Here is a 20989-nt window from a genome sequence, read left to right as displayed (position 1 = left end):
ACCCCCGGCACAGGACCGGCTGAAGGGCGGCTCATTACAGAAAGATGGATCGTAGGGCAAGAGGGGCGCGCCAGATTGATAATTGTCAGCGGGCGCAACGTACGGCCCTGTCGTGAATTTATACTGGTCAGTACGCGTCAGGAGAAGACAATGAGTTTCACGCAGCTCGATCCTCCAATCCCTGTTCAGGTCGCCGGCAAGGGAAAAGGTCTCGCTTTCGCTGTCATCGACTACGGCATCGAACACAATCTGCTTTGGGTCACCGCAATCGACGAAACCGGTGAGATATGGTGCGCGCCAAATCCAATCGTCCGCATGCAGGCCAACTGGTCGGCGGGAAGGTCGAAGCCGTATTTCGCGGAAGGGCCAACGAAGGGCGCCATACCGACGGAACTGTCGGAGGCCCTAGGCCTTAGAGGCGGCGTTGTGCCAAGGCCGGAGCCGGCGGAATAGGATAATATAAGGCGCAATCCCTCATCTTTTTGAGGCCTTTGCTTGACGTTTGCCTCACCTTTCGGCAATCCGCGACGACCAGTTTACGGATCAGCCATGGGAGGCTCATGCAGCATGGCCACAGCTTTTATCTTTCCAGGTCAGGGCAGCCAGACCGTTGGCATGGGCAAGGATCTGGCCGATGCCGTGCCGGAAGCACGCGCCGTTTTCGAGGAAGTGGACGAGGCACTCGGCGAATCCCTTTCGAAGACAATCTGGGAAGGGCCTGAAGAAAAGCTGACTTTGACGGCGAATGCCCAGCCCGCACTGATGGCGGTTTCGATTGCGGCCCTTCGCGCCATGCAGTCGCGCGGCCTGCTTTTGGAAAAGAGCGTCTCCTATGTGGCGGGTCATTCTCTCGGCGAATATTCCGCGCTTTGCGCCGCCGGCACCTTCTCCCTTTCCGATGCCGCCAGGCTTTTGCGGATACGCGGGGAGGCGATGCAGAAGGCCGTGCCGGTCGGCCAAGGCGCCATGGCCGCAATCATCGGCTTTGAACAGCCCGATGTAGAAGCGATCTGTGACGAGGCCTCTGCAAAAGGGGCGGTTCAGATCGCTAATGACAATGGCGGCGGACAACTCGTGATTTCCGGAAGCAAGGATGCCGTTGAAAAGGCCGCCGAGCTGGCCAAGGATAAAGGCGCCAAAAGAGCGTTGATGCTACCGGTTTCCGCGCCGTTCCATTCCAGCTTGATGGAACCGGCTGCCGATAGAATGCGAGCGGCCCTGGCAGACGTCACGATGAACGCGCCGACGGTGCCTCTTATCGCTAATGTGACCGTCAGTCCGCTTACCGATCCCGCCGAAATTGCGGATCGTCTGGTGGAACAGGTGACGGGACGCGTTCGCTGGCGTGAGACCATGGAGTGGTTCGCCGCGAACGATGTCGAGACGCTTTACGAGATCGGCGCCGGCAAGGTGCTGTCCGGCCTGGCGAAGCGCATCGACCGTTCGCTGACGACCATACCGATCGGCAGCCTCGACGACATCGAGAAGGCGCTCAACGCTTTGTCCTGACCGGATGGAGCTGAAACAAAGACAAGGACATTTCCATGATCGACCTTTCCGGTAAGAAAGCGCTGATTACCGGCGCATCAGGCGGTATCGGCGAAGCCATTGCCAGAAGCTTTCATAAGCTGGGCGCGACTGTGGGCCTGCATGGCACGCGAGCCGAGAAACTTGAGCAGCTTGCCTCCGACCTCGGCGAGCGTACGGCGGTTCTGCCCGCGAACCTTTCCGACCGGCAAGCCGTCACCAAGCTCGGCAAGGATGCCGAAGAAAAACTCGGCGGAGTCGACATTCTGGTCAACAATGCCGGCATCACGAAGGATGGCCTTTTTATCCGCATGAAGGATGAGGACTGGGACGAAGTTCTGGAGATAGATCTGACCGCCACCTTCCGTTTGACGCGTGAATTGACGCAGCCGATGATGAAGCGCCGTGCCGGTCGTATCATCAACATCACGTCGATTGTCGGCGTCACCGGCAATCCAGGCCAGGCGAACTATTGCGCGGCCAAGGCGGGCATGATCGGCTTCACGAAAAGCTTGGCTCAGGAGATCGCCAGCCGTGGAATCACGGTTAACGCGATTGCACCGGGCTTCATTGAGAGCGCCATGACCGACAAGCTGAATGACAAACAGCGCGAGGGTATTTTGTCGTCGATTCCCATGAAAAGAATGGGAACGGGTGACGAAATCGCATCCATGGCTGCGTTTCTGGCTTCCGATGCGGCAAGCTATGTCACGGGACAGACCTTGCACGTCAATGGCGGCATGGCTATGTTCTGAAGCCGATTTACCAGTCAAACCATCCTGACAATAAGACACCGAACAACAATGCTTGCCCTTGATTAGCGGCGATTGCGCAGCTAACGAAAGCGCCAGCAGATTTTACAACTGGGGAATACGAAATGAGCGACACCGCCGAACGCGTGAAGAAGATTGTCGTCGAGCATCTCGGCGTGGAGGAGGAGAAGGTGACGATGGAAGCCTCCTTCATCGACGATCTCGGTGCCGACAGCCTCGACACGGTCGAGCTGGTCATGGCTTTCGAAGAGGAATTCGGCGTGGAAATTCCGGACGATGCCGCCGAAACCATTCTTACGGTTGGCGACGCCGTTCGTTACATCGAGAAGCAGACCGCCTGATTAAGGCGGAGGAGCCGGCTTGCCTGTCGCGAAAGCCCATCGCGAAACCGGCGGCGGCAGGCTGATAGCGTGAAGGTCTCCGTCTTTCCGGACGGAGGCCTTTTGCATTTGGAGAGGGTCTATGAGACGAGTAGTCGCAACCGGCGTCGGGATGATCTCACCATTCGGTGTTGGTCACGAACACACCTGGAAACAGATTTTGGCCGGAAAATCGGCTGCGCGACGGGTCGAGCGCTTCGAGGTCGACGATCTGGCCTGTCAGATCGCTTGTTCTATCCCGCGCGAAGGCGAGGGCGCCTATAATCCCGACGACTTCGTCAATCCGAAAGAACAGCGTAAGATCGGCGAATTCATCACCTATGGCATCGCCGCTGCCGACCTGGCTCTCGAAGATGCCGGCTGGAAGCCGCAGACCGAAGATGACAAATGCGCCACCGGCGTTGTGATCGGCTCGGGCATCGGCGGTATCGAAGGCATTTCCGAGACCACGTTGACGCTGGAGCAGAAGGGCCCGCGCCGCGTCAGCCCGTTCTTCATCCCCGGCAATATCATCAATATGGTCTCCGGTCAGGTCTCGATCCGCCATGGGCTGAAAGGTCCGAACCATGCGGTCGTCACGGCCTGTTCGACAGGTGCGCACGCTATTGGCGATGCTGCGCGCATGATCGCGCTTGGCGATGCCGATGTGATGGTCGCAGGCGGCGCCGAGGCGCCGATCACGAAACTGTCGCTGGCCGGCTTCGCGGCCTGCAAGGCGTTGTCCACCAAATATAACGATCGACCTGAAATCGCTTCACGCCCGTGGGATGCCGACCGTGACGGCTTCGTTATGGGCGAGGGCTCCGGTATCGTCGTTCTGGAAGAGCTGGAACACGCCAAGGCGCGTGGCGCGAAAATCTACGGCGAGGTCATCGGCTACGGTTTGTCCGGCGACGCGTTTCACATCACAGCGCCGGCAGAGAATCACGAAGGCGCTTACCGGGCTATGACGGCGGCGATGAAGCGGGCTGGAATCGCAGCCGCTGACATCGATTATGTCAACGCACACGGCACGTCGACCATGGCGGACACCCTGGAGCTCGGTGCGGTCGAGCGTCTGCTGGGCGATGCAGCTGGCAAAACGTCGATGTCCTCGACCAAAAGCGCGATTGGCCATTTGCTGGGTGCGGCAGGTGCGGTCGAGGCAATCTTCAGCCTTCTCGCCATCCGCGATCAGGTCGCGCCGCCAACCATCAACCTGGACAATCCAGAGGCTGAGACAGCGATCGATCTCGTTCCGCACAAGCCGCGGGAGCGGGAGATCGATGTCGCGCTTTCCAATTCCTTCGGATTCGGCGGCACGAATGCGTGCTTGATCTTCCGTCGGTACTCCGAATAGGCGCAAGCAGCCGCCAGCATGCCACATTGGCCGGGCAGGGCTGTCCGGCCAGCGAGAGACAAACGAATCGGAGCGGGGATGAACGAGAGCGAAAGGCCACCAATCGCGAGGCCGACCCCATCGGACGAAGAGGTAGTCGCCCGCAAACGTAGCCGTACGGCGCGCAACCAGTTCGTTATTTTCTTCAATTTCCTGTTCACGCTGGCGGTTCTGGCGGTGATCGGGATCGGCGGGATGATCTGGTATTCGCTCCATGTGTTCGACCGGCCGAGCGAGCGCTCCAGACCTGCACTGTTCGCCGTCGAGCCGGGATCGGGGCTTTCGACGATTGCCGGTAATCTTGCGGATCGTGGGCTGATTTCGGACGCTCAGATTTTCAAGATTGCGACGCGCGCCTATGGCCTCGATGCATCGCTCAAGGCTGGCGAATATGAGATTCCGCCCAAGGCGTCGATGCGCGATATTCTTCAGATGATGCAGCGGGGCGATGTGCTGGAATATCGGGTCACGATTCCTGAAGGCTGGACGACCTATCAGGCGCTCGCCCGGATTGAGAGTAACGACGCGCTGACGGGCGACATGCCGGATGAGACGCCGGAAGAAGGCAGCCTGATTGCGGATACCATCGTGTTTCAGCGCGGGCTGGAGCGGGCGGCGCTGATCGCGGATATGCAGCAGCGTCAGCGCGAACTCGTTCAGCGTATCTGGGAGGGCCGTGCGCCGGACCTGCCTATTGAGACCGTTGAAGAGTTCGTGACGCTCGCATCCATTGTCGAGAAGGAAACGGGCGTGGCCGAGGAGCGGCCCGAAGTCGCGGCTGTCTTCGTCAATCGCCTGAAAAAGGGAATGCGCCTGCAGTCTGATCCGACCATCATTTACGGGCTTTTCGGCGGCGAGGGCAAACCGGCGGATCGGCCGATCTATCGCTCCGACATCGCGAAAGAAACGCCTTATAATACCTACACGATCAACGGTCTGCCGCCCGGCCCGATCGCAACGCCAGGCAAAGATGCGCTGGAAGCTGTGGCCAACCCGGCTGAAACCGACGCGCTTTACTTCGTGGCGGACGGATCGGGGGGGCACGCTTTTGCCGAAACACTCGATGAGCACAATGCGAATGTGCGAGCCTGGCGGAAGATTGAGGCTGAACGCGGCATTCCCGACGACGAACTCGAGCCCGTTCAGGGCGATGATCCTCTGCCGGATCAATAGGCGCGACGCATGACTTTGAAAAGTATGACAGGTTTCGGTTCGGCAGATGGAATGGTCGCCGGCCGGCCCCTGCGTTTCGAAGTACGTGCCGTCAACGGCCGGGGCCTGGATATTCGCTTCCGGCTTCCGCCGGGCTTGGATCATCTGAGCCAGGCGCTGCGCTCATCAGCGCGGGAGGTGCTTGGCCGCGGCACATTGCAAGTCAATTGCGAACTCTCTGGCGCGACGGAAGGCGTCTCGATCAATCGAGAGGTTCTTGCCAGGTTCTGTGATGAGGCAAAGCTTTTGGAAGAGAAAGGCTTTGCGACGGCGCGGGCCGATGCGCTTCTGACTCTGCGCGGCGTCATCGAAGCAGGCGACGAAGCGCTGCCGACCAATGAAGCGTCGCGCAAGGAAAACGATCCTGCCATTATTGCCTTGTTTGAAGCGGCTCTCAGCGCCCTCAACGATAGCCGCGAGCAGGAGGGAAAGCGCCTGCAATCGGTCATCATCGAACAGATTGACCGTATCGAAAAGCTGGCCGCTTCGGCCGAGAACGACCCCTCGCGGCGGCCTGCTGCTATCGCCGAAAAACTTAAAGCTCAAATCGATGCGCTGATGGGTGCATCCGATACGCTCGATCCGGCGCGGTTGCATGCAGAGACTGCGCTTCTGGCGACGCGCGCCGATATTCGTGAAGAACTCGACAGAGTGATCGCCCATTGCGCCGCGATCCGCGAACTGTTCGAGGCCGTCGAACCGGTTGGCCGCCGACTAGAGTTTCTGGCCCAGGAACTGGGTCGCGAATCGAACACGCTCTGTGCCAAATCCAATGCGCCAACGCTGACCGCAATCGGCCTCGATATGAAGGTCGTGGTCGATCAGCTGCGTGAGCAGGTTCAGAACGTGGAATAGGCTCGTGCCGCCGCTGGCGCGGGATGCCGGAGGAGAGCGATGATCGACAGTATAGCGCGCTATGCGGCTGCAGCCGAACGCCGGTCAATTCCGCGAAGAGGCCTTATGCTGGTCCTCTCCTCGCCGTCCGGCGCCGGCAAATCGACTATTTCCCGCAGCCTCCTGGAAACGGACCCCGCCTTTCGCCTTTCCGTTTCCGTGACAACGAGAAAGCGGCGATCCAGCGAGATAGATGGACAGCACTATCATTTCCGGTCGGTGGCGGATTTCGAAGTGATGCGCGAGCGGGATGAGTTGTTGGAATGGGCCGAGGTACACGGCAATTTTTACGGCACGCCCCGCGCCCCAGCGGAACAGGCCATTGGCGACGGCCAGGACATGCTGTTCGACATCGACTGGCAGGGCGCCCAGCAGATGAAGGATAAGGTCGGCATCGATATGGTGTCGATTTTCATTCTGCCGCCGTCACTGGGCGCATTGCGCGAGCGGTTGAAACGACGGGCTGAGGACAGCGAAGATGTCATTGGTACGCGCCTGCGGAACGCCCGTGAGGAAATCGCCCATTGGCGCGAATATGACTACATCGTCATCAATGACGATCTGAACGATGCATTTCACGAAGTGCAGGCCATCGTTACCGCCGAGAGGTTGCGTCGCGATCGGCGTCCCGGCCTGTTCGATTTTGTTTCGGAAATGCTGAAAGAGGAGATTTAGATCGCTGCGTCGATCGCATTGGCGAGAGCAACAAATTCTTCGATTGTGAGCGTCTCGGCCCGTCTCGTGGCGTCGATGCCGACCCGATTGAGTAGCGCCTCGCCACCGAGCGGTTTCAGCGATTGACGCAGCATTTTCCGCCGTTGTCCAAACGCATATGAGGTAACCCTCTCCAGACTGACGAGAGTTCCGGCCAGTGGCTGCTGCCTTGGCTCGATATGCACGATGCTGGAGGTGACTTTGGGCGGCGGTGAAAATGCCTCTCTGGGCACATCGAACATGCTGACAGCTTGGCAGCGCCAGCCGGCCAGAACACCCAGCCTGCCATAATGCTTATCGCCCGGGGCTGCGACAATACGCTGCGCGACTTCCTTCTGAAACATCAGCGTCAGGGACGACCAGAAAGGCGGCCAGTTCGCTGGTGTGAGCCAGCCGAGGAGCAGTTCGGTGCCGATATTGTAAGGCAGGTTGGCGACGACTTTTACCGGACCGAGCGATTGCTCGGCCAACGCCGCGTAATCGATGGAAAGCGCGTCGCCCGCAATGATTTCGAGGCGGTCGGTATAGGCCGCGCCAATGTCTTCCAGCGCCGCGATGCAGCGCTCGTCGCGTTCGATGACGATTACTTTCCCGCCGCCGGCAGCCAAAAGAGCGCGTGTCAATCCGCCGGGACCAGGCCCGACTTCTATGACAGTATGATCGTCAAGAACCCCGGCCGACCGAGCGATCTTGGCGGTCAGATTGAGATCGAAAAGAAAATTCTGGCCGAGCGACTTCTTGGCTGCGATGCCGTGCCGTTCGACGACTTCACGGAGCGGAGGAAGCCCGTCAAGACTCACCGGGAGGACCCGGACGCCATTTCGGCCGCCATTTTAAGCGCCGCAATGAAGCTGTCCTCGCGTGCAACGCCTTTGCCGGCGATGTCGAAGGCCGTGCCATGATCCGGCGACGTACGAATGAATGGCAGACCAAGCGTGACGTTCACCGTCTCGTCGAAAGCCAGCGCCTTCGCCGCGATCAATGCCTGATCGTGATACATGCATACAGCCACGTCATAGCCGGCGCGGGCACGCTCGTGAAACATCGTGTCGGCGGGCAGAGGGCCTGCTATGTCAAAGCCCTCTTCTCGAAGGCGGTCGAGAACAGGTGCAACGAGATCCATCTCCTCGCTGCCCATCTTACCGCTTTCGCCGGCATGGGGGTTGAGGCCAGAAACCGCGATACGCGGACATTGAATGCCGAAGCGTTCGCGCAGATCGCGTTCGGTGATGCGTATCGTTTGTTCCAAAAGCTCATCCGTGAGCGCTTCCGGCACGGCGGACAGCGGAATGTGGATCGTCACCGGGACGGCGCGCAGGCTTGGGCCTGCCAGCATCATGACAGGCTGAACAGGGGTAGCGGTCGCTTTTTCGGACAACGATCCGAGATATTCGGTGTGTCCGGGAAAAGCGAAGCCAGCATCGTAGAGCGGCGCCTTGGCGATTGGCAGGGTGACTAGGCCCGCGGCCTCATCAGAAAGGCTCGCGGCAACGCCGCGATCGATCGATTCGATTATACCATTTGCATGAGCGGTAAGAGGCTCACCCGGGCAATCGTCGAAGCGTGCTTTGAGTGGCAGAACGGGAAGGGCTTCGGAGAAGGTAGCCGGGACTTCCTGCCAGCTCTCGATGCACTTCATCGACACACCGACGCCCATGCGGTTGGCGCGCGCTTTGAGGAAGTCGGGATCGCAAATCACGGCAAATGGAGGCAAACCGAGCGGTTCCCGGCGGTTATAGGCCCGGAACAGCAATTCCGGGCCGATCCCGGCTGGATCGCCGCATGATACGGCCAGAGGTTTATCGGTCATGAATGAATGCCGCGCCTCGCGCGTTCATTTGCGTTGAATGTTCGCCTTTTCACGCAGTTCGGCCAGAATTTTCTCTTGGGTCTCTTTGCCCTGACCGTTTGCGTTTTCTTCGGCACTCCAAACCATCTCAGCCGCCTGATCGTCAGAAACCGAACGTGTCCGACAAACTGCGATGAACTCGGCCCCCTTCTCGGTCTGGCGAACTTTCGTCGTCTGGCCCTGTTCGAGACCCTTGATGAGAGACGCCCAATCGTCGGGTAGCTCTGGCGCAAGCTTGCGGCCGAGATTGCGGACGGTCACGTCCAACAACCCACGAGCGAATTGCGGCGTGCTCTCACAATCCCGAAAGCGTTGGCGCATGGCTTCCGCTTCTTTGGTGCGAGCGGCAAGGCGGCTGCCACGCTCGGCCTGCGGCACAACGAAAATGACCTGTTGAAGGATATATTCGGTCGCCGTGGGCTTTTCCCCGCCGCGCGCGAGAATCTGTTTGGTGATGTCGTTTTCATCTTTGCGCTTTTCAGCGCTGAGACGGGCGCGGACATATTTGGCCCAAGCCATCTGGGTGCGGATGAAGTCCTTGTAATGCCTGGCTGTCACGCCAGCCTGTCCGAGGATTTGCGTCAGTTGCGCGGACGTCAGCTTGTTGCTTTTGGCGAAGCGCTCGAAATAAGCGTCGACTTCAGCGTCAGCAATTTGGATTCTTGTCCCATCGACAGCCGAACGTTTCAATGCGTCTTCGATCATCTCGTCTTCGGCAAGCTTGCGCAGATTGCCCTTTTTACGCTGCAGTTTGAGAAAGGCAGCCCGCCTGGCAAGATCGTAGCTCGTGATCGGCACTTTATTGACGACGATCTTTATTTCGCTGGCAGCGGCGCTGTGCGTGACAGCCAGCGCGGTCAGGCAACTCAGCGTGAAGCTTAGCGCAAGGGCAACGATATATCTGGAATGGCGAGACATGGCGGCTCCGGCATTGATCGTCTGATATTTGTCGCAAGGGTGCGGCATGGCCCCACCGATGCCTATCTTATAAGGCGAAAGCATGATCGGCAGAAGGTTGTGCCGCTTTATTGGTCGAAACTTGGGCGGGCATCGGTTCCGATGTCGACCAGGGTGCGGAAGGACATGAACACCTTGAAATCATGCTGTAAATCGGTCGATCCGCTACGAGTCAGCTTGTAGGCGCCGGCAAAGATATAACAACTATCCTCATAGGACAGACCGGTCGTAGCCGTTGAAATGTAGTCCTGCTTGAAGTTGTAGGCGGCCTTGCCGAATGCGGTCCAGTGATCCGCGAACTTCAGCGAAGCCGCTGCACTCAGCTCTTCATTTCTGTCGTAGAGCCCGTAGCCGGGCTGCGCAGCGATCGAACTGTACCCCACGCCCGCGCTCCACCGATCCGATACGTAGGATAGACGCGCGGCCAAGCGGTCCGGATCGCCATCGTCCTTGCTGATGCGGGTATCGACACTGGCCTGAAAACCGTTGGGTGAACTTAGGCTGAATTGCGCGACGACATCCGAGACATCGTCCTCCAGCCCGGAGAATGCGCCGGTTTGAACGAGATCGGGCTGCGCGAAAGGATTTTCGCCGGCCAGATGATAGGATTGACCGAGGATGGCATCCGCTCGCCAGCCATTATCGAACGTTCCTACATAGCGTAGTCCGACATTCGCCCGCGTGCCGCCTTCCATGCGATCCAGACCGCTGAACTTATCGATGTCGAAAAGATTCGCGGCCGTGAACGTCAGCGCCTGCGCATCTTCGTTTGGCAAACCGAAGGTCGATTGATAGGCGGCGTCGGGCCGCACGATCAGTTGACCGACAGGCTCGACGATGTGTGACGATCCTACCGTCGAAAACAGAAACGGATAGCTAACCTGAACCGCCGCGGTCGCCATGCCGCGCGCGACAAGGTCGCGATCCTCGTAACTTGTGCCCTGATTGGCCGCGAGCGTCCCAAGCGCCGTTTTCGTGTCGTCAGAAAAGTCTGTGCCGATAATATCAGCACGACCCGACAGAAGAGGCGTTACGACCAGGCCCTGTTCCGTGATGAACTGGCGTCGCCAGGTGCTCTGCGCGGTAAGCCGGCTGGAAAGACCTTCCGGCCCGGGCACACCGACCAAATCAATGTCGTCTTCATCATTGTAGGTTCGCAGTCGCTCCCGATAGATGGTGCGACTGTTGACCCTTGTGTGGATCTCGCCGCCGGCAACGTCCTCATCCACCCGGCGGTAGTCGACGCTCGGCAGGAACCAGGGCTGGCTGCGATGGCGGGCTGACGTAGCGTCGTCTTCGACGGCTTCCTGAATTTGAAACCGACCCGCGCGGAGATCGAGCAAGTTGCGGTCATTGCTGCCCTCAAGCCAGACTTCAGAAGCGCGCTCGTATTGGGAATAGCTATCGATCTGATACAGCTTGGAAAAATTCTTGTCGGTTTGAGCAAGAAGATCCCAGCCGAAAACGAAATTCTTGTTGAGCGTGAACTGGCCTTTGGTGCCGACCATAGCGCGCCACTCGCGGCCTTGGCTGATATTGTTGTCGCCAAAGGATGACGGCTTTAACTGCCGAATGCCGGCCGCCGTGATGGACGCAGTGCCGTTCTCGAACCGGCGTGCGTAATAGCCGGAAAGCAGCAGCCCCTGTTTCGAATAGACCACCGGCTTGATGATCGCTTCCGATGAGGGGGACAGCGCGAAATAATAGGGCACGGCGAGCGAATAGCCGAGCGTGCTCGAATTGCCGAAAGTCGGGAAAAGAAAACCGCTTTTCCTCACGACGGTAGGATCGTCGGTGGTGAAGCTGCCTACGCGAAACAGCGGCACGCCGAGAAAGTCGAAAGTGGCGTCATCGAACGTGACGGTCTTTTCCTCGCCATCCCAGATCACGCGGCGGCTCTTGATGCGCCAGATCGGAGGTTTGTCGGGGTTTTTTTCGCAGGGCTCACATGCGGTATAGACGGCAGAGTTGAAGATAGTGACGTCGCCCGGTTGGCGAACGGCACTTTGCGCGCCGAAAAACGTCCTGTTCGGCGTCGTTACCCGAAGGGCGTTAACGAACCCATTGGCGAAATCGTCCGTGATATCCAGAGCCGCGGCATTGATGATCGTTCCATCGGGCTGGATGAGTTCGACATTGCCGACAGCCTGCAGCTTGCCGCCCTTCTGATCGTAGATCACGCGATCCGCGACGATCGAATTGCCTTGATAATAAATCCGCACCGCTCCGTAGATGGAGACGATGCCGTTATCGATATCGTATTCCAGCGTGTTGGCTTCGATCAGCATCCGCTCGGGATCGGGAGCACCGAGCGCTGAAGCGAGGTTGACATTGGAGGTAGCAACGGGAGCAGCTGCGGCGGCAACAACAGGGCCGGCGAGCGCACTCGCAAGCAGCAGTGCGGTCAAACCTCGCACTGCAGAACGCCGCCTGCCACGCCAAACCCGCACTTAGCCGTCCTCCCTCTGGATAAGGAAAGCAGTCCCCATCAAACCCGCCACGAGAATCGGTACCCACACCGCAATGGCAGGCGCAATCAGCCCCGCGCTGCCGAACCCTTCCGACAGCACCGAGACGACATAAAGCAGAAAGCCTGCGGCGACGCCACCGGCTATGAGCCGCAAAACGGGTCCGGTGCGTTCGAATTTTACGGCGACTGTTGCAGCAAAGATAACCATCACAATCAAAGTGATGGGTTTTGCGAGCAACTGATGCATACGTGTGCGTAACGGAGCCACGCTGGCGCCTCTTGCTTCGGCATCGCTTTCGGCGGCGGGAATGTCGGTCAAGGCAAGCCGTCTTGGATCGATCTCTCGCGGCTTGAGACGCGCCGGTGTCACATCGGTCGGAAAATCGATCGTTTCGCGCACGACCATGCGACCGCCGATCGGTCGCTCGACCACACCATCGAGAACCATCTTGTTATCGGCGATGACGGCGCGGTCCGCATCGATCCGCCTTTTGACCGCTCCGTCCTTGCCGATATCCAAAACCGTGACCTCGTAGATGGCGTCAGGCGCCGATCCTTCTACGGTGCCGCCGATCACACGGGTCCCGGCATCGGTCCGCTCGCGCAGCCAGAGAGAGCGTCGCTCGCCGAGCGTCGTACTTTTCTGGCCGGTCGCAAGCGCGATCCATTCGGTCGAATAGGTCGTGAGCGGACCGATCAACAAAATAGTGACCACACCGACAAGAAAGGCACCGGCTATCGCAGGCGCAACGAATTGCCACACGCTCATCCCGCCAGCTCGGGCCACTACAAGTTCCAGCCTCCTGTTGAGCGAGGAGAAATGCATGACAGCCGCCAGCAGAATGACGAAGGGGATGATATCGGAAACGAGTTGCAAGATTCGGTTCCCTGTAATCCCGACCAGAATGGCGGTGGTCACACTTTCCCGGTCGGCATAGCGATCGGCGACTTCGACAAAATCGACGATGAAGGCGAGAGCGAGTGCGATCACTGCCAGAACGGCAACGCTCTTCAGGAAATGCCAGAACATGTAACGCTGGAGGAGGAGTATCTTCATGCCGCCAGCGCTTTACGTCTGAAGGTGAGCCTCGACATCGATAGCCCGCCGAACAGCGCTCGTCCGGACATGAATATCCACAGAAAGACAAGCATGCTGGCGATCGGAATGAGATAGATGAAGGGAATGAGTTCGGGCGCTCCGGCCGCCGCGTCTTCGACGGTGAAGCCGAGCCAGCGTATGACGAGTGCAACCAGCAGCGGCGGCACGATACCCATGCCCTGACTTCGGTTCGTCCGTGGTTGACCGAGGGCGGCGAGGGTCAATGCCGCGAATGTGAAGCAATAGATCCAAGATGTCAGGCGGACATGCATCTCCTTGCGATAGGAATCCGGCGTGTCGCGATAGGGCGGCTGAACCGGTTCCAGCCCCGCCAGAATCGAAAACGGCGCCTCCTTGTTGCCGAAAGAGACCCCTTTGGAATCGGTCCCGGTAAAATCGTAAAGGCTGATACCGTAGCGGTCGAAATTGATGATCGACACGTCCTGGCCCTTGCCGCGATGGATCTGACCGTCGCGCAGCGACAGAATCGGCTCGGCCCGCTGTTTGTCGACAACCGCCTTGTCGGCATAGATGACAGTTGGATCATTGGGGTTGCGCTTGTCGGCGATAAGAATGGACGTGAGTTGGCCTTCGGTGTCCCGCGCGCCGATCTGAATGGTAATGCCACCGGGCAGGGTGCGACTGCTGTTTTCCTGCAGCGCGAAGAGAATGAGCTCTGCGCTCGATTCGGCGATCAGCGTACGCACCTCCCGCCAGCTTGCTGGCGACACGACGTTCTGAATATAGGCCGCCGCCGCCGCGCAGATCAGCGCAACGATAAAAACCGGTCGCAATAGCTGACGCCGGCCGCCGCCTGAATTGGCGATGACCGCCAGTTCGCTGTCACGATTCATGCCGTGCAAGGTCAGCGCGACAGCAATAGCAAGCGCGAATGGCAGCGTATCGGGCACGATGCCCGGCAGCAGAAGCGAAGCGACCTTCACGAAAACCAGACCGCTGCCATTGTCGGTCACAAGTTCCAGGCGACCAATGGCTTCCGTCATCCAGACCACGCCCAGGCTCAGCGCCAGTGTGATCAGCACCGTCTTGGCGATTCGCACGGCGATGTAACGGTTGAGGATATTCATGAGTGCCCAGGATCAGGACCGGAAACAGGTCGGCTTTTCGCTAATTTGAACGCAAATGGCAAATGAGGCGACAAGAAGCTTGGTTAACGCCGGAAGAATGGCATCGGCACGGATCGTCACCCGGCATGAGCAGCAGATATATGCCTTTCGTCAAAGGCAAAACAATCGGCCTGCCCTTGCATAAGCAGCTCTTCTGACCAGATGATCGGACGGCTTGCTAGAATGCCGATCAGAAAGGTTCAGTTCATCATGTCGCTTCGTCCAGAAATTCGTTTCGCGCCGTTTTCTACACCGACAGAAGGGTGCGTGATTCTGCTGGCCGGCGAGGGTGGTGTCTTCTCCGAACGCGCGAAGGAAGGCGATCCTGACAGTGCTTTGGACCGCGCGGCGGCGGAGATGAAATTCAAAGGCAAGCTTGCCGGCAAGCTCGACATTTTGGTGCCGGGTGGAACCAATTACTCCAGGATCGTCGCAATCGGTGTCGGCCCGGCCGACAAGCGGCAGGAACATGATTTTATACGTATTGGCGGCGCAGCCTATGCGGCGCTCCGCGCCGGACAGTCGGCGACGGCGGTGCTGGATGCGCCGGACGGACCGTGTTCGACAGACGAGGTCGTCCGCTTTGCGATGGGCTTTTTCATGCGGTCCTACAGTTTCGACACGTACAAGACCAAAAAGAAGTCGGATGACGAGGACAACGACGAAGGCGCGGTCAAGCTGACGATCCAGTGCGACGATCCTGACGCGGCCACTGCGTCCTGGAAGAGTCACATGGGCGTCGCAGAAGGTGTTCTGGCCGCCCGAGAGGTTGTCGATCTGCCGGCCAATGTGCTCGGGCCAGTCGAATTCGCCGACAAGGCTGAGAAGCTAAGCGAAAAGGGCGTCGAGGTCGAAATTCTTGGCTGGAAGGAAATGGAAGAGCTTGGCATGGGCGCGCTTCTCGGCGTTTCGCAAGGCTCGGAGCGTCCGCCACGACTCGTCGTCATGCGCTGGAACGGCGGTGCGGAAGGCGAAAAGCCTGTCGCCTTTATCGGCAAGGGAGTCGTTTTCGATACGGGTGGCATCTCTATCAAGCCGGCCGGCGGCATGGAGGATATGAAGGGCGATATGGGTGGCGCGGCGGCTGTCTATGGCCTGATGCACGCGCTTTCCGCCCGAAAGGCCAAAGCCAATGTCGTCGGCGTGATTGGATTGGTCGAGAATATGCCTGACGGTAAGGCCCAGCGACCGGGCGACATCGTCACCTCAATGAGCGGCCAGACCATCGAAGTCATCAATACCGATGCGGAAGGTCGCCTCGTTTTGGGAGATGCGCTCCATTACGTCCGCGACCGTTTCGATCCAAAATTCATGATCGATCTGGCGACGCTTACCGGCGCGGTTATCATCGCGCTTGGTAATGAGTATGCCGGCCTCTTTTCAAATGACGACGATCTGGCCGGCCATCTCATGGCGGCGGGCGAAAAAACCAACGAGAAAGTCTGGCGACTGCCGTTGGGCGACGCGTACGACAAGCTGATCGACAGCAAGAATGCCGATATGAAAAACACGGGAGGCCGCCCGGCCGGCTCCATTACCGCCGCACAGTTTCTGAAGCGTTTCGTCGGCGAGACGCCATGGGCTCATCTGGACGTCGCAGGCACGGCGATGGGCTCGCCGAAAAACGAAATTTCGAGCGGCTGGGCATCCGGCTTCGGAGTTCGGCTGCTCGATCGGCTGGTCCGCGACAACTACGAGGACGGCGAAGCCTGACAGGCGCATGGCGGAAATCTGGTTCTATCACCTGACCGACTCGACGCTGCATGCCGCTTTGCCGACATTGCTCGAAAAAAGTCTCGCACGCGGCTGGCGTGCGGCGGTCGAGGTGCCGGACGAGCGCCTGCGCGACGCGCTCGATACGCATTTGTGGACGTTTCAGGACGGCTCGTTTCTCGCGCACGGCGTCGACGTGGCGAAAAACATGGAGCCAGCCGATCAGCCAATCCTTCTGACGGTGGGAGGCGGCAACGCCAACGGCGCGCAGGTGCGTTTTCTCGGTGGCGGCGCGATGCCGGGTGATGGGATCGAGGCATATAAGCGCGTTGTGCTGATGTTCGACGGCCATGACGAAGCGCAACTCGCCGATGCTCGCGCCGCGTGGAAGAGCCTGAAAGCCGAAGGGCACGATGTTACCTATTGGCAGCAGGGCGAGGGCGGCGGATGGAGGAAGATGGCGTAAGGCTTCTGCCATGCCGATCAACTACGCCGAGGAAGCCGAACCCTCTGCATGAGCCGAGCTAACGGCATCCGCCAGCGCCTGCCAAGGTGCGGTATCCCAATATCGCCGGGCCTGACCGGAGGGTGAAGGGAGCGCCCAGATCTCTGTTTTGCCGATCGATTTGCCAAGCGGTCCACATTGGAATTGTCCCGTCGGTCGATCGAGAAAGATCGACGCCGCTGTCTTGCTGGTAAAAGCGAGATGGGCCGGCTGAAACAGATCGATCTTCGCAGCAAGTCCTGCCGTGTCGAACCCCGAGGCAGGCAATTCCGCGTCCTGTCCGAAATGCGTTTTGCAAAGGTCGGTAAGGCCGATCCCGTACCGCAGGACATTGGCATAATTGGCCGGCTCGATCCGCTCAGGCGTAAGCCCCACATCGTGAAGCGTTCGCCAGAAATAATTGCCGGGATTGGCGTAATAGGCCCGCCGCTCCGCCGAGATGCGCCCAAGCGCGGTGCCGCAAAAGACGAGTGCGAGACCCGGCGCGAGGACATCCTCGATGATCGGCGACGGTGCCCCCATCGTCAGATTGGCAGGCCATTATTGGATCTGCGGATGGTGTTGATCTCTTCCATTACTTCGTCCGACAGCGTCAGATCGGCAGCATCCAGCGCGTTGTCGAGCTGTTCGAGGGAGGTCGCGCCGATGATCACGCTGGTCATGAAGGGGCGGCTGGCGGCGAAGGCCAGCGCCATCTGGGCTGGATCGAGCCCGTGGCGGCGGGCAAGCAAGTTATAGGCTTCGGCCATCTTCATGCCTTGCGGCGCTTCGCGGCCGCCGAGACCGCCATTGATAGCCCAGCGCGATCCCTCCGGCACCGCGCCGCCATCGTATTTTCCAGTAAGAAGACCGGCGGCGAGTGGCGAATAGGCGAGCAGTCCGACATCCTCATGGTGGGCGACTTCCGACAGATCGGTATCGAACAGTCGGTTCAGCAGGTTGTATTCATTCTGCACGGAGGCGATGCGCGGCAAGCCTCGCTCTTCGGCCAGCCGCACCATGCGCATGATTCCCCAGGCCGTGTCGTTCGAGACGCCCAGCGCGCGTATCTTGCCCTCTCGGATCAATTCGTCCGCCGTTGAAAGCACCTCGACGAAATGGTCGAGTTCGCGCTGGGTCTTCTGGTCGGACGGCTCATAGGTCCAGTGCTTGCGGAAATGGTAGGAGCCGCGATTGGGCCAGTGCAGTTGGTAGAGGTCGACATATTCGGTCTGGAGTCGCTTCAGCGAAGCGTCCAGCGCCTCACGCATGGTCTTGCCGGAGATGGGCGCGCCGTTGCGCGCCATGGAAGTGCCTTCTCCAAGGATTTTGGAGGCGAGCACGATCTGGTCGCGCTTGCCGCTCTTTGCCCACCAGGTGCCGATCAGCTCTTCGGTTTTGCCGAGTGTTTCTGCGGATCGCGGCGTGGTCGGATACATCTCGGCCGTGTCGAAGAAATTAACGCCGCGCTCCGCCGCACGGTCCATCTGGCCGTGGGCTTCGGCTTCGGAGTTCTGGCTGCCCCATGTCATGGTGCCGAGACAGAAGTGCGAGACGGTGATGCCGGTACGGCCGAGGGGTTTGGTTTTCATGGCTTCTCATTTAGCGATTGAATGGCGTCCTGCAGGGGCAGGACCAGTTTTAGGGGATCGAAACGGGTCTCGACGAAACCGAGACGGAGATAGAATGATCGTGCCTGATCGTTAAGGGCATCGACCATGATGGCTCGAAAGGCCACATTCTCAGCGGCCAGAAGAATTTTTCGGATCGCATCAGCCAAAAGCGCTCGCCCGAGGCCTTTGCCTTGCATGGACAGATCCACCGCGAGCCGTGCAAGAAGGGCCACAGGAATTGTGGTCGGCGATCCATGGATGGCCAAACGCCGAGGCAGCTCCTTTCGCAAGATCACGCCGGCGCTTAGCGAATAATAGCCGACGACCCGTTTGGATTGGTCCGCAACGACAAATGTCCTGGTAAACCGGTCACGTTGGTTTCCCAGCGCCCGCTCTTTGAGCCAATGATCGAGAGGTTCTTCCCCCGAAAAGAAATGCGCGACATCGTGGCTGGCATCAAAGGGCGCCGGCGGGCGAAGCCTCATCCTGTCGCTTCATTCCAAGGTGCCTTTTCGCCCAATAGCTTTGCCAGTTCGGGATTATGCGAGCCGGGCTGCGATAGCCGTTCGTCAAGCGCATCGAAGATAGAGCCTTCCACTTCGATGAGAATCTGCTCACGCAAGGTCTCTTCGGCTTGCCGCTTGGCCGCGGACACGACAAAAGACGAGACGCTGCGACCGCTGATCCGCGCTGCGCGCTTGATAATCGAGAGATCGTCGGCGGCGATCCTTGCAGCGAAATTTTCGGTCTTGGCGTCGGTCAAAGCAAGTTCACCAAATTGCGTTGTTGCTACAATGTAGAGACAATACAATCGTTGGACAATGGGTTACCGGAAATTTCGAATAGCTGACCGAGTCTTTCAGCTTGTTGCACTCTCATACGTCTCGCTCGCCTCGAGCCACGCCATCTCCGTTTCGGCGAGTGTCACGCTGGCGTCGCTGCGCTCCTTGGCGAGTTTCGTCGCGCGTGCGGGATCGTTTTCATAGATGTCGCCATCCGCAAGTTCCGCTTCAATCGCCTGAATCCGCTTCTGAGCTTTTCCCATCAAGGATTCGAATTCCTTGATCTTTTTGGCCAGCGCCTTGAGTTCCTCACGCTTCTTTGCGGCTTCGCGACGGATCTCGGCTTTCGACTGGTTGGGCTTCGACTTGTCGCCCTTGCTCGTCCGGTTCAGCGACAGGATCAGCGATTTGTAATCCTCCATATCGCCCTCATAGGGCGCGACCGTGCCGCCATGAACGAGCCAGAGCCTGTCGGCGGTACTTTCTACCAAGCTGCGGTCGTGGCTGATGAGAATGACGGCGCCGGAAAAGGCGTTGAGCGCGTCGGTCAGCGCACGGCGGCTGTCGATGTCCAGATGGTTGGTCGGCTCGTCGAGGATCAGGAGGTTCGGCCCCTCGAAAGTGGCGAGCCCCATAAGAAGTCGCGCCTTCTCGCCGCCTGAAAGGTCTTTCGCGGCGGTCGTCATCTTCTCGGTCGGCAGGCCCATCTGCGCCACTCGCGCGCGGACCTTGGCTTCCGGGGCCTGCGGCATCAGCGCGCGGACATGCTCGATGGCGCTTTCGTTCGGATGCAGATCGTCCATTTGATGCTGCGCGAACATGGCGACCTTGAGCTTCGGCGCGACCACCATGCGCCCGTCCTCGAAACTTAGCCGGTCAGCGAGCAGCTTGGCGAAGGTGGATTTGCCGTTGCCGTTCGCGCCGAGCAGCGCGATCCGGTCATCGGCGTCGATGCGCAGGTTCAGCCCTTTGAGGATTGGCTTGCCCGGCTCGTAGCCGACAGCGACCTCTTCAAGACGAATGGCGGGCGATGCCACTGTCTTGTCCGGTTCGGCGAAACGAAACGGCGCGACATGCTCGTCGACCGGGATGTCGATGGCATCCATCTTTTCCAGCATCTTGAGCCGGCTTTGCGCCTGTCGAGCCTTGGAGGCTTTCGCGCGGAAGCGGTCGACGAATGCCTGCAATTCCTTTTTGCGGGCGTCCTGCTTTTCGGCCGCCTTGGCGGCCAGTTCGGCCTTTTCGGCGCGCTGGCGGGCAAACTGATCATAGCCGCCGCGCCAGAAGGTCAGTTTCTTGCCTTCCAGATGGACGATGGAGGAAACGGCGCGATTCAGAAGATCGCGGTCATGGCTGATAAGAAGGACAGTGTGCGGATAGCGCGCCAGATAATTTTCCAGCCAGAGCGTACCTTCCAGATCGAGATAGTTGGTCGGCTCGTCGAGCAGCAGAAGGTCCGGCTGGCTGAAGAGAACGGCGGCGAGCGCAACGCGCATCCGCCAGCCCCCGGAAAAGCTCTTTGCCGGGCGCTGCTGCGCTTCTTCGTTGAAGCCGAGACCGGCGAGGATGGCGGCGGCTCGCGCTTCGGCCGAATGGGCGTCGATATCGACCAGTCGGGTCTGAATCTCGGCGATCCGCATCGGATCGCTCGCCGTTTCCGATTCCGTGAGCAGCGCGGCCCTTTCGGTATCGGCTTTTAGAACGATGTCGAGCAACGCTTCATCCGTGCCCGGCACCTCCTGGCTGACGCCGCCAATCCGCGCGCCTTTCGGCAGATCGATGCGTCCGCTCTCGGACGGCATTTCGCCACGGATTGCCCGGAAGAGGGTGGTTTTGCCTGCGCCGTTGCGGCCGACAAGACCCGCTTTCGCGCCGGTCGGCAGCGAAAGATCGGCATGATCGAGGAGCAGGCGTCCGGCGATGCGGAGCGAAAGGTCGGATATGGTCAGCATAGCGCGGCCCTTGTGGCGCGGGACGGCCCGGTAAGCAAGGGCTATGCGCTGGGCCTTTCAAAGAC

21 protein-coding genes and 1 pseudogene are annotated in these 20989 nt (G+C 59.4%); 10 read left to right on the top strand and 12 right to left on the bottom strand.

Features of this window, described 5'->3' with window-relative positions; all coding sequences use genetic code 11:
- Positions 1–150 precede the first annotated feature (150 nt).
- The 8 genes from NIM86_RS01020 (at position 151) to gmk (ending at position 6839) form a co-directional block, all read left to right on the top strand.
- Positions 151–453, top strand: a complete 303-nt coding sequence (locus tag NIM86_RS01020; RefSeq protein WP_253378413.1) for a hypothetical protein — start codon at positions 151–153, stop codon at positions 451–453.
- Positions 454–567: 114 nt separating this feature from the next.
- The gene (fabD, locus tag NIM86_RS01015; protein ID WP_253378411.1) at positions 568–1509 is read left to right on the top strand and encodes an ACP S-malonyltransferase; all 942 of its coding nucleotides are present in this window, start codon (positions 568–570) and stop codon (positions 1507–1509) included.
- A gap of 35 nt (positions 1510–1544) precedes the next feature.
- The gene (gene fabG, locus NIM86_RS01010) at positions 1545–2282 is read left to right on the top strand and encodes a 3-oxoacyl-[acyl-carrier-protein] reductase (protein ID WP_253378409.1); all 738 of its coding nucleotides are present in this window, start codon (positions 1545–1547) and stop codon (positions 2280–2282) included.
- A 122-nt stretch (positions 2283–2404) separates the two neighbouring features.
- Positions 2405–2641 carry an acyl carrier protein gene (locus NIM86_RS01005; protein ID WP_094078102.1) on the top strand — a complete coding sequence of 79 codons (237 nt, stop codon included), beginning with the start codon at positions 2405–2407 and terminating at the stop codon, positions 2639–2641.
- A 121-nt stretch (positions 2642–2762) separates the two neighbouring features.
- Complete coding sequence (fabF, locus tag NIM86_RS01000) at positions 2763–4019, top strand: beta-ketoacyl-ACP synthase II (RefSeq protein ID WP_253378407.1); 1257 nt, start codon at positions 2763–2765, stop codon at positions 4017–4019.
- A 78-nt stretch (positions 4020–4097) separates the two neighbouring features.
- Entirely contained in the window at positions 4098–5231 is a 1134-nt protein-coding gene (gene mltG / locus NIM86_RS00995; RefSeq protein ID WP_253378405.1) for an endolytic transglycosylase MltG, read from the top strand.
- 9 nt (positions 5232–5240) lie between these two features.
- Positions 5241–6125: a YicC/YloC family endoribonuclease gene (locus NIM86_RS00990; protein ID WP_253378403.1), complete on the top strand. Its 885-nt coding sequence runs from the start codon at positions 5241–5243 to the stop codon at positions 6123–6125.
- Positions 6126–6164: 39 nt separating this feature from the next.
- The gene (gmk, locus tag NIM86_RS00985) at positions 6165–6839 is read left to right on the top strand and encodes a guanylate kinase (protein WP_253378401.1); all 675 of its coding nucleotides are present in this window, start codon (positions 6165–6167) and stop codon (positions 6837–6839) included.
- Here the strand turns inward: gmk and rsmA are convergent.
- From rsmA to NIM86_RS00955, 6 genes are all read right to left on the bottom strand, one after another.
- On the bottom strand, positions 6836–7678 hold the full coding sequence (gene rsmA, locus NIM86_RS00980) for a 16S rRNA (adenine(1518)-N(6)/adenine(1519)-N(6))-dimethyltransferase RsmA (RefSeq protein ID WP_253378399.1): 843 nt from the start codon (positions 7676–7678) through the stop codon (positions 6836–6838). The genes gmk and rsmA overlap by 4 nt on opposite strands.
- Positions 7675–8688, bottom strand: a complete 1014-nt coding sequence (gene pdxA, locus NIM86_RS00975) for a 4-hydroxythreonine-4-phosphate dehydrogenase PdxA (protein WP_253378397.1) — start codon at positions 8686–8688, stop codon at positions 7675–7677. Before pdxA ends, rsmA begins: the two co-directional genes overlap by 4 nt.
- A gap of 24 nt (positions 8689–8712) precedes the next feature.
- Complete coding sequence (locus NIM86_RS00970; protein ID WP_253378396.1) at positions 8713–9645, bottom strand: SurA N-terminal domain-containing protein; 933 nt, start codon at positions 9643–9645, stop codon at positions 8713–8715.
- Positions 9646–9752: 107 nt separating this feature from the next.
- Positions 9753–12101 (bottom strand): LPS assembly protein LptD, encoded by a 2349-nt coding sequence (locus NIM86_RS00965; protein WP_253378395.1) that lies wholly within the window; start codon positions 12099–12101, stop codon positions 9753–9755.
- Positions 12102–12134: 33 nt separating this feature from the next.
- Positions 12135–13211: an LptF/LptG family permease gene (locus NIM86_RS00960; RefSeq protein ID WP_253378394.1), complete on the bottom strand. Its 1077-nt coding sequence runs from the start codon at positions 13209–13211 to the stop codon at positions 12135–12137.
- Positions 13208–14341 (bottom strand): LptF/LptG family permease, encoded by a 1134-nt coding sequence (locus NIM86_RS00955; protein WP_253378393.1) that lies wholly within the window; start codon positions 14339–14341, stop codon positions 13208–13210. Before NIM86_RS00955 ends, NIM86_RS00960 begins: the two co-directional genes overlap by 4 nt.
- 249 nt (positions 14342–14590) lie before the next feature.
- On the opposite strand from NIM86_RS00955, the gene NIM86_RS00950 reads away from it, so the two are divergent.
- Positions 14591–16093: a leucyl aminopeptidase gene (locus tag NIM86_RS00950; RefSeq protein WP_253380629.1), complete on the top strand. Its 1503-nt coding sequence runs from the start codon at positions 14591–14593 to the stop codon at positions 16091–16093.
- A 7-nt stretch (positions 16094–16100) separates the two neighbouring features.
- Complete coding sequence (locus NIM86_RS00945; RefSeq protein WP_253378392.1) at positions 16101–16559, top strand: DNA polymerase III subunit chi; 459 nt, start codon at positions 16101–16103, stop codon at positions 16557–16559.
- A 21-nt stretch (positions 16560–16580) separates the two neighbouring features.
- Here the strand turns inward: NIM86_RS00945 and NIM86_RS00940 are convergent, their stop codons facing one another.
- From NIM86_RS00940 to NIM86_RS17225, 6 genes and pseudogenes are all read right to left on the bottom strand, one after another.
- Positions 16581–17120 carry a mismatch-specific DNA-glycosylase gene (locus tag NIM86_RS00940; RefSeq protein WP_253378391.1) on the bottom strand — a complete coding sequence of 180 codons (540 nt, stop codon included), beginning with the start codon at positions 17118–17120 and terminating at the stop codon, positions 16581–16583.
- A 2-nt stretch (positions 17121–17122) separates the two neighbouring features.
- Positions 17123–18169: an aldo/keto reductase gene (locus NIM86_RS00935; RefSeq protein ID WP_253378390.1), complete on the bottom strand. Its 1047-nt coding sequence runs from the start codon at positions 18167–18169 to the stop codon at positions 17123–17125.
- Entirely contained in the window at positions 18166–18675 is a 510-nt protein-coding gene (locus NIM86_RS00930) for a GNAT family N-acetyltransferase (protein ID WP_253378389.1), read from the bottom strand. The genes NIM86_RS00935 and NIM86_RS00930 overlap by 4 nt, the downstream gene beginning before the upstream one ends.
- A complete protein-coding gene (locus NIM86_RS00925; protein ID WP_253378388.1) occupies positions 18672–18953 on the bottom strand; it encodes a DUF1778 domain-containing protein in 282 nt (93 codons plus the stop codon). The genes NIM86_RS00930 and NIM86_RS00925 overlap by 4 nt, the downstream gene beginning before the upstream one ends.
- 96 nt (positions 18954–19049) lie before the next feature.
- Complete coding sequence (locus NIM86_RS00920) at positions 19050–20279, bottom strand: ABC-F family ATP-binding cassette domain-containing protein (RefSeq protein WP_371872840.1); 1230 nt, start codon at positions 20277–20279, stop codon at positions 19050–19052.
- Between the two features lie 132 nt (positions 20280–20411).
- Positions 20412–20924, bottom strand: a pseudogene (locus tag NIM86_RS17225) (ATP-binding cassette domain-containing protein); the annotation flags it as partial.
- Between the last annotated feature and the right edge of the window lie 65 nt (positions 20925–20989).

The organism is Notoacmeibacter sp. MSK16QG-6 (genome assembly GCF_024158145.1).
GTDB lineage: Bacteria > Pseudomonadota > Alphaproteobacteria > Rhizobiales > Rhizobiaceae > Notoacmeibacter.
Note: the sequence above shows the minus strand (reverse complement) of the source record. Positions and strands in the feature narration are given on the sequence as shown.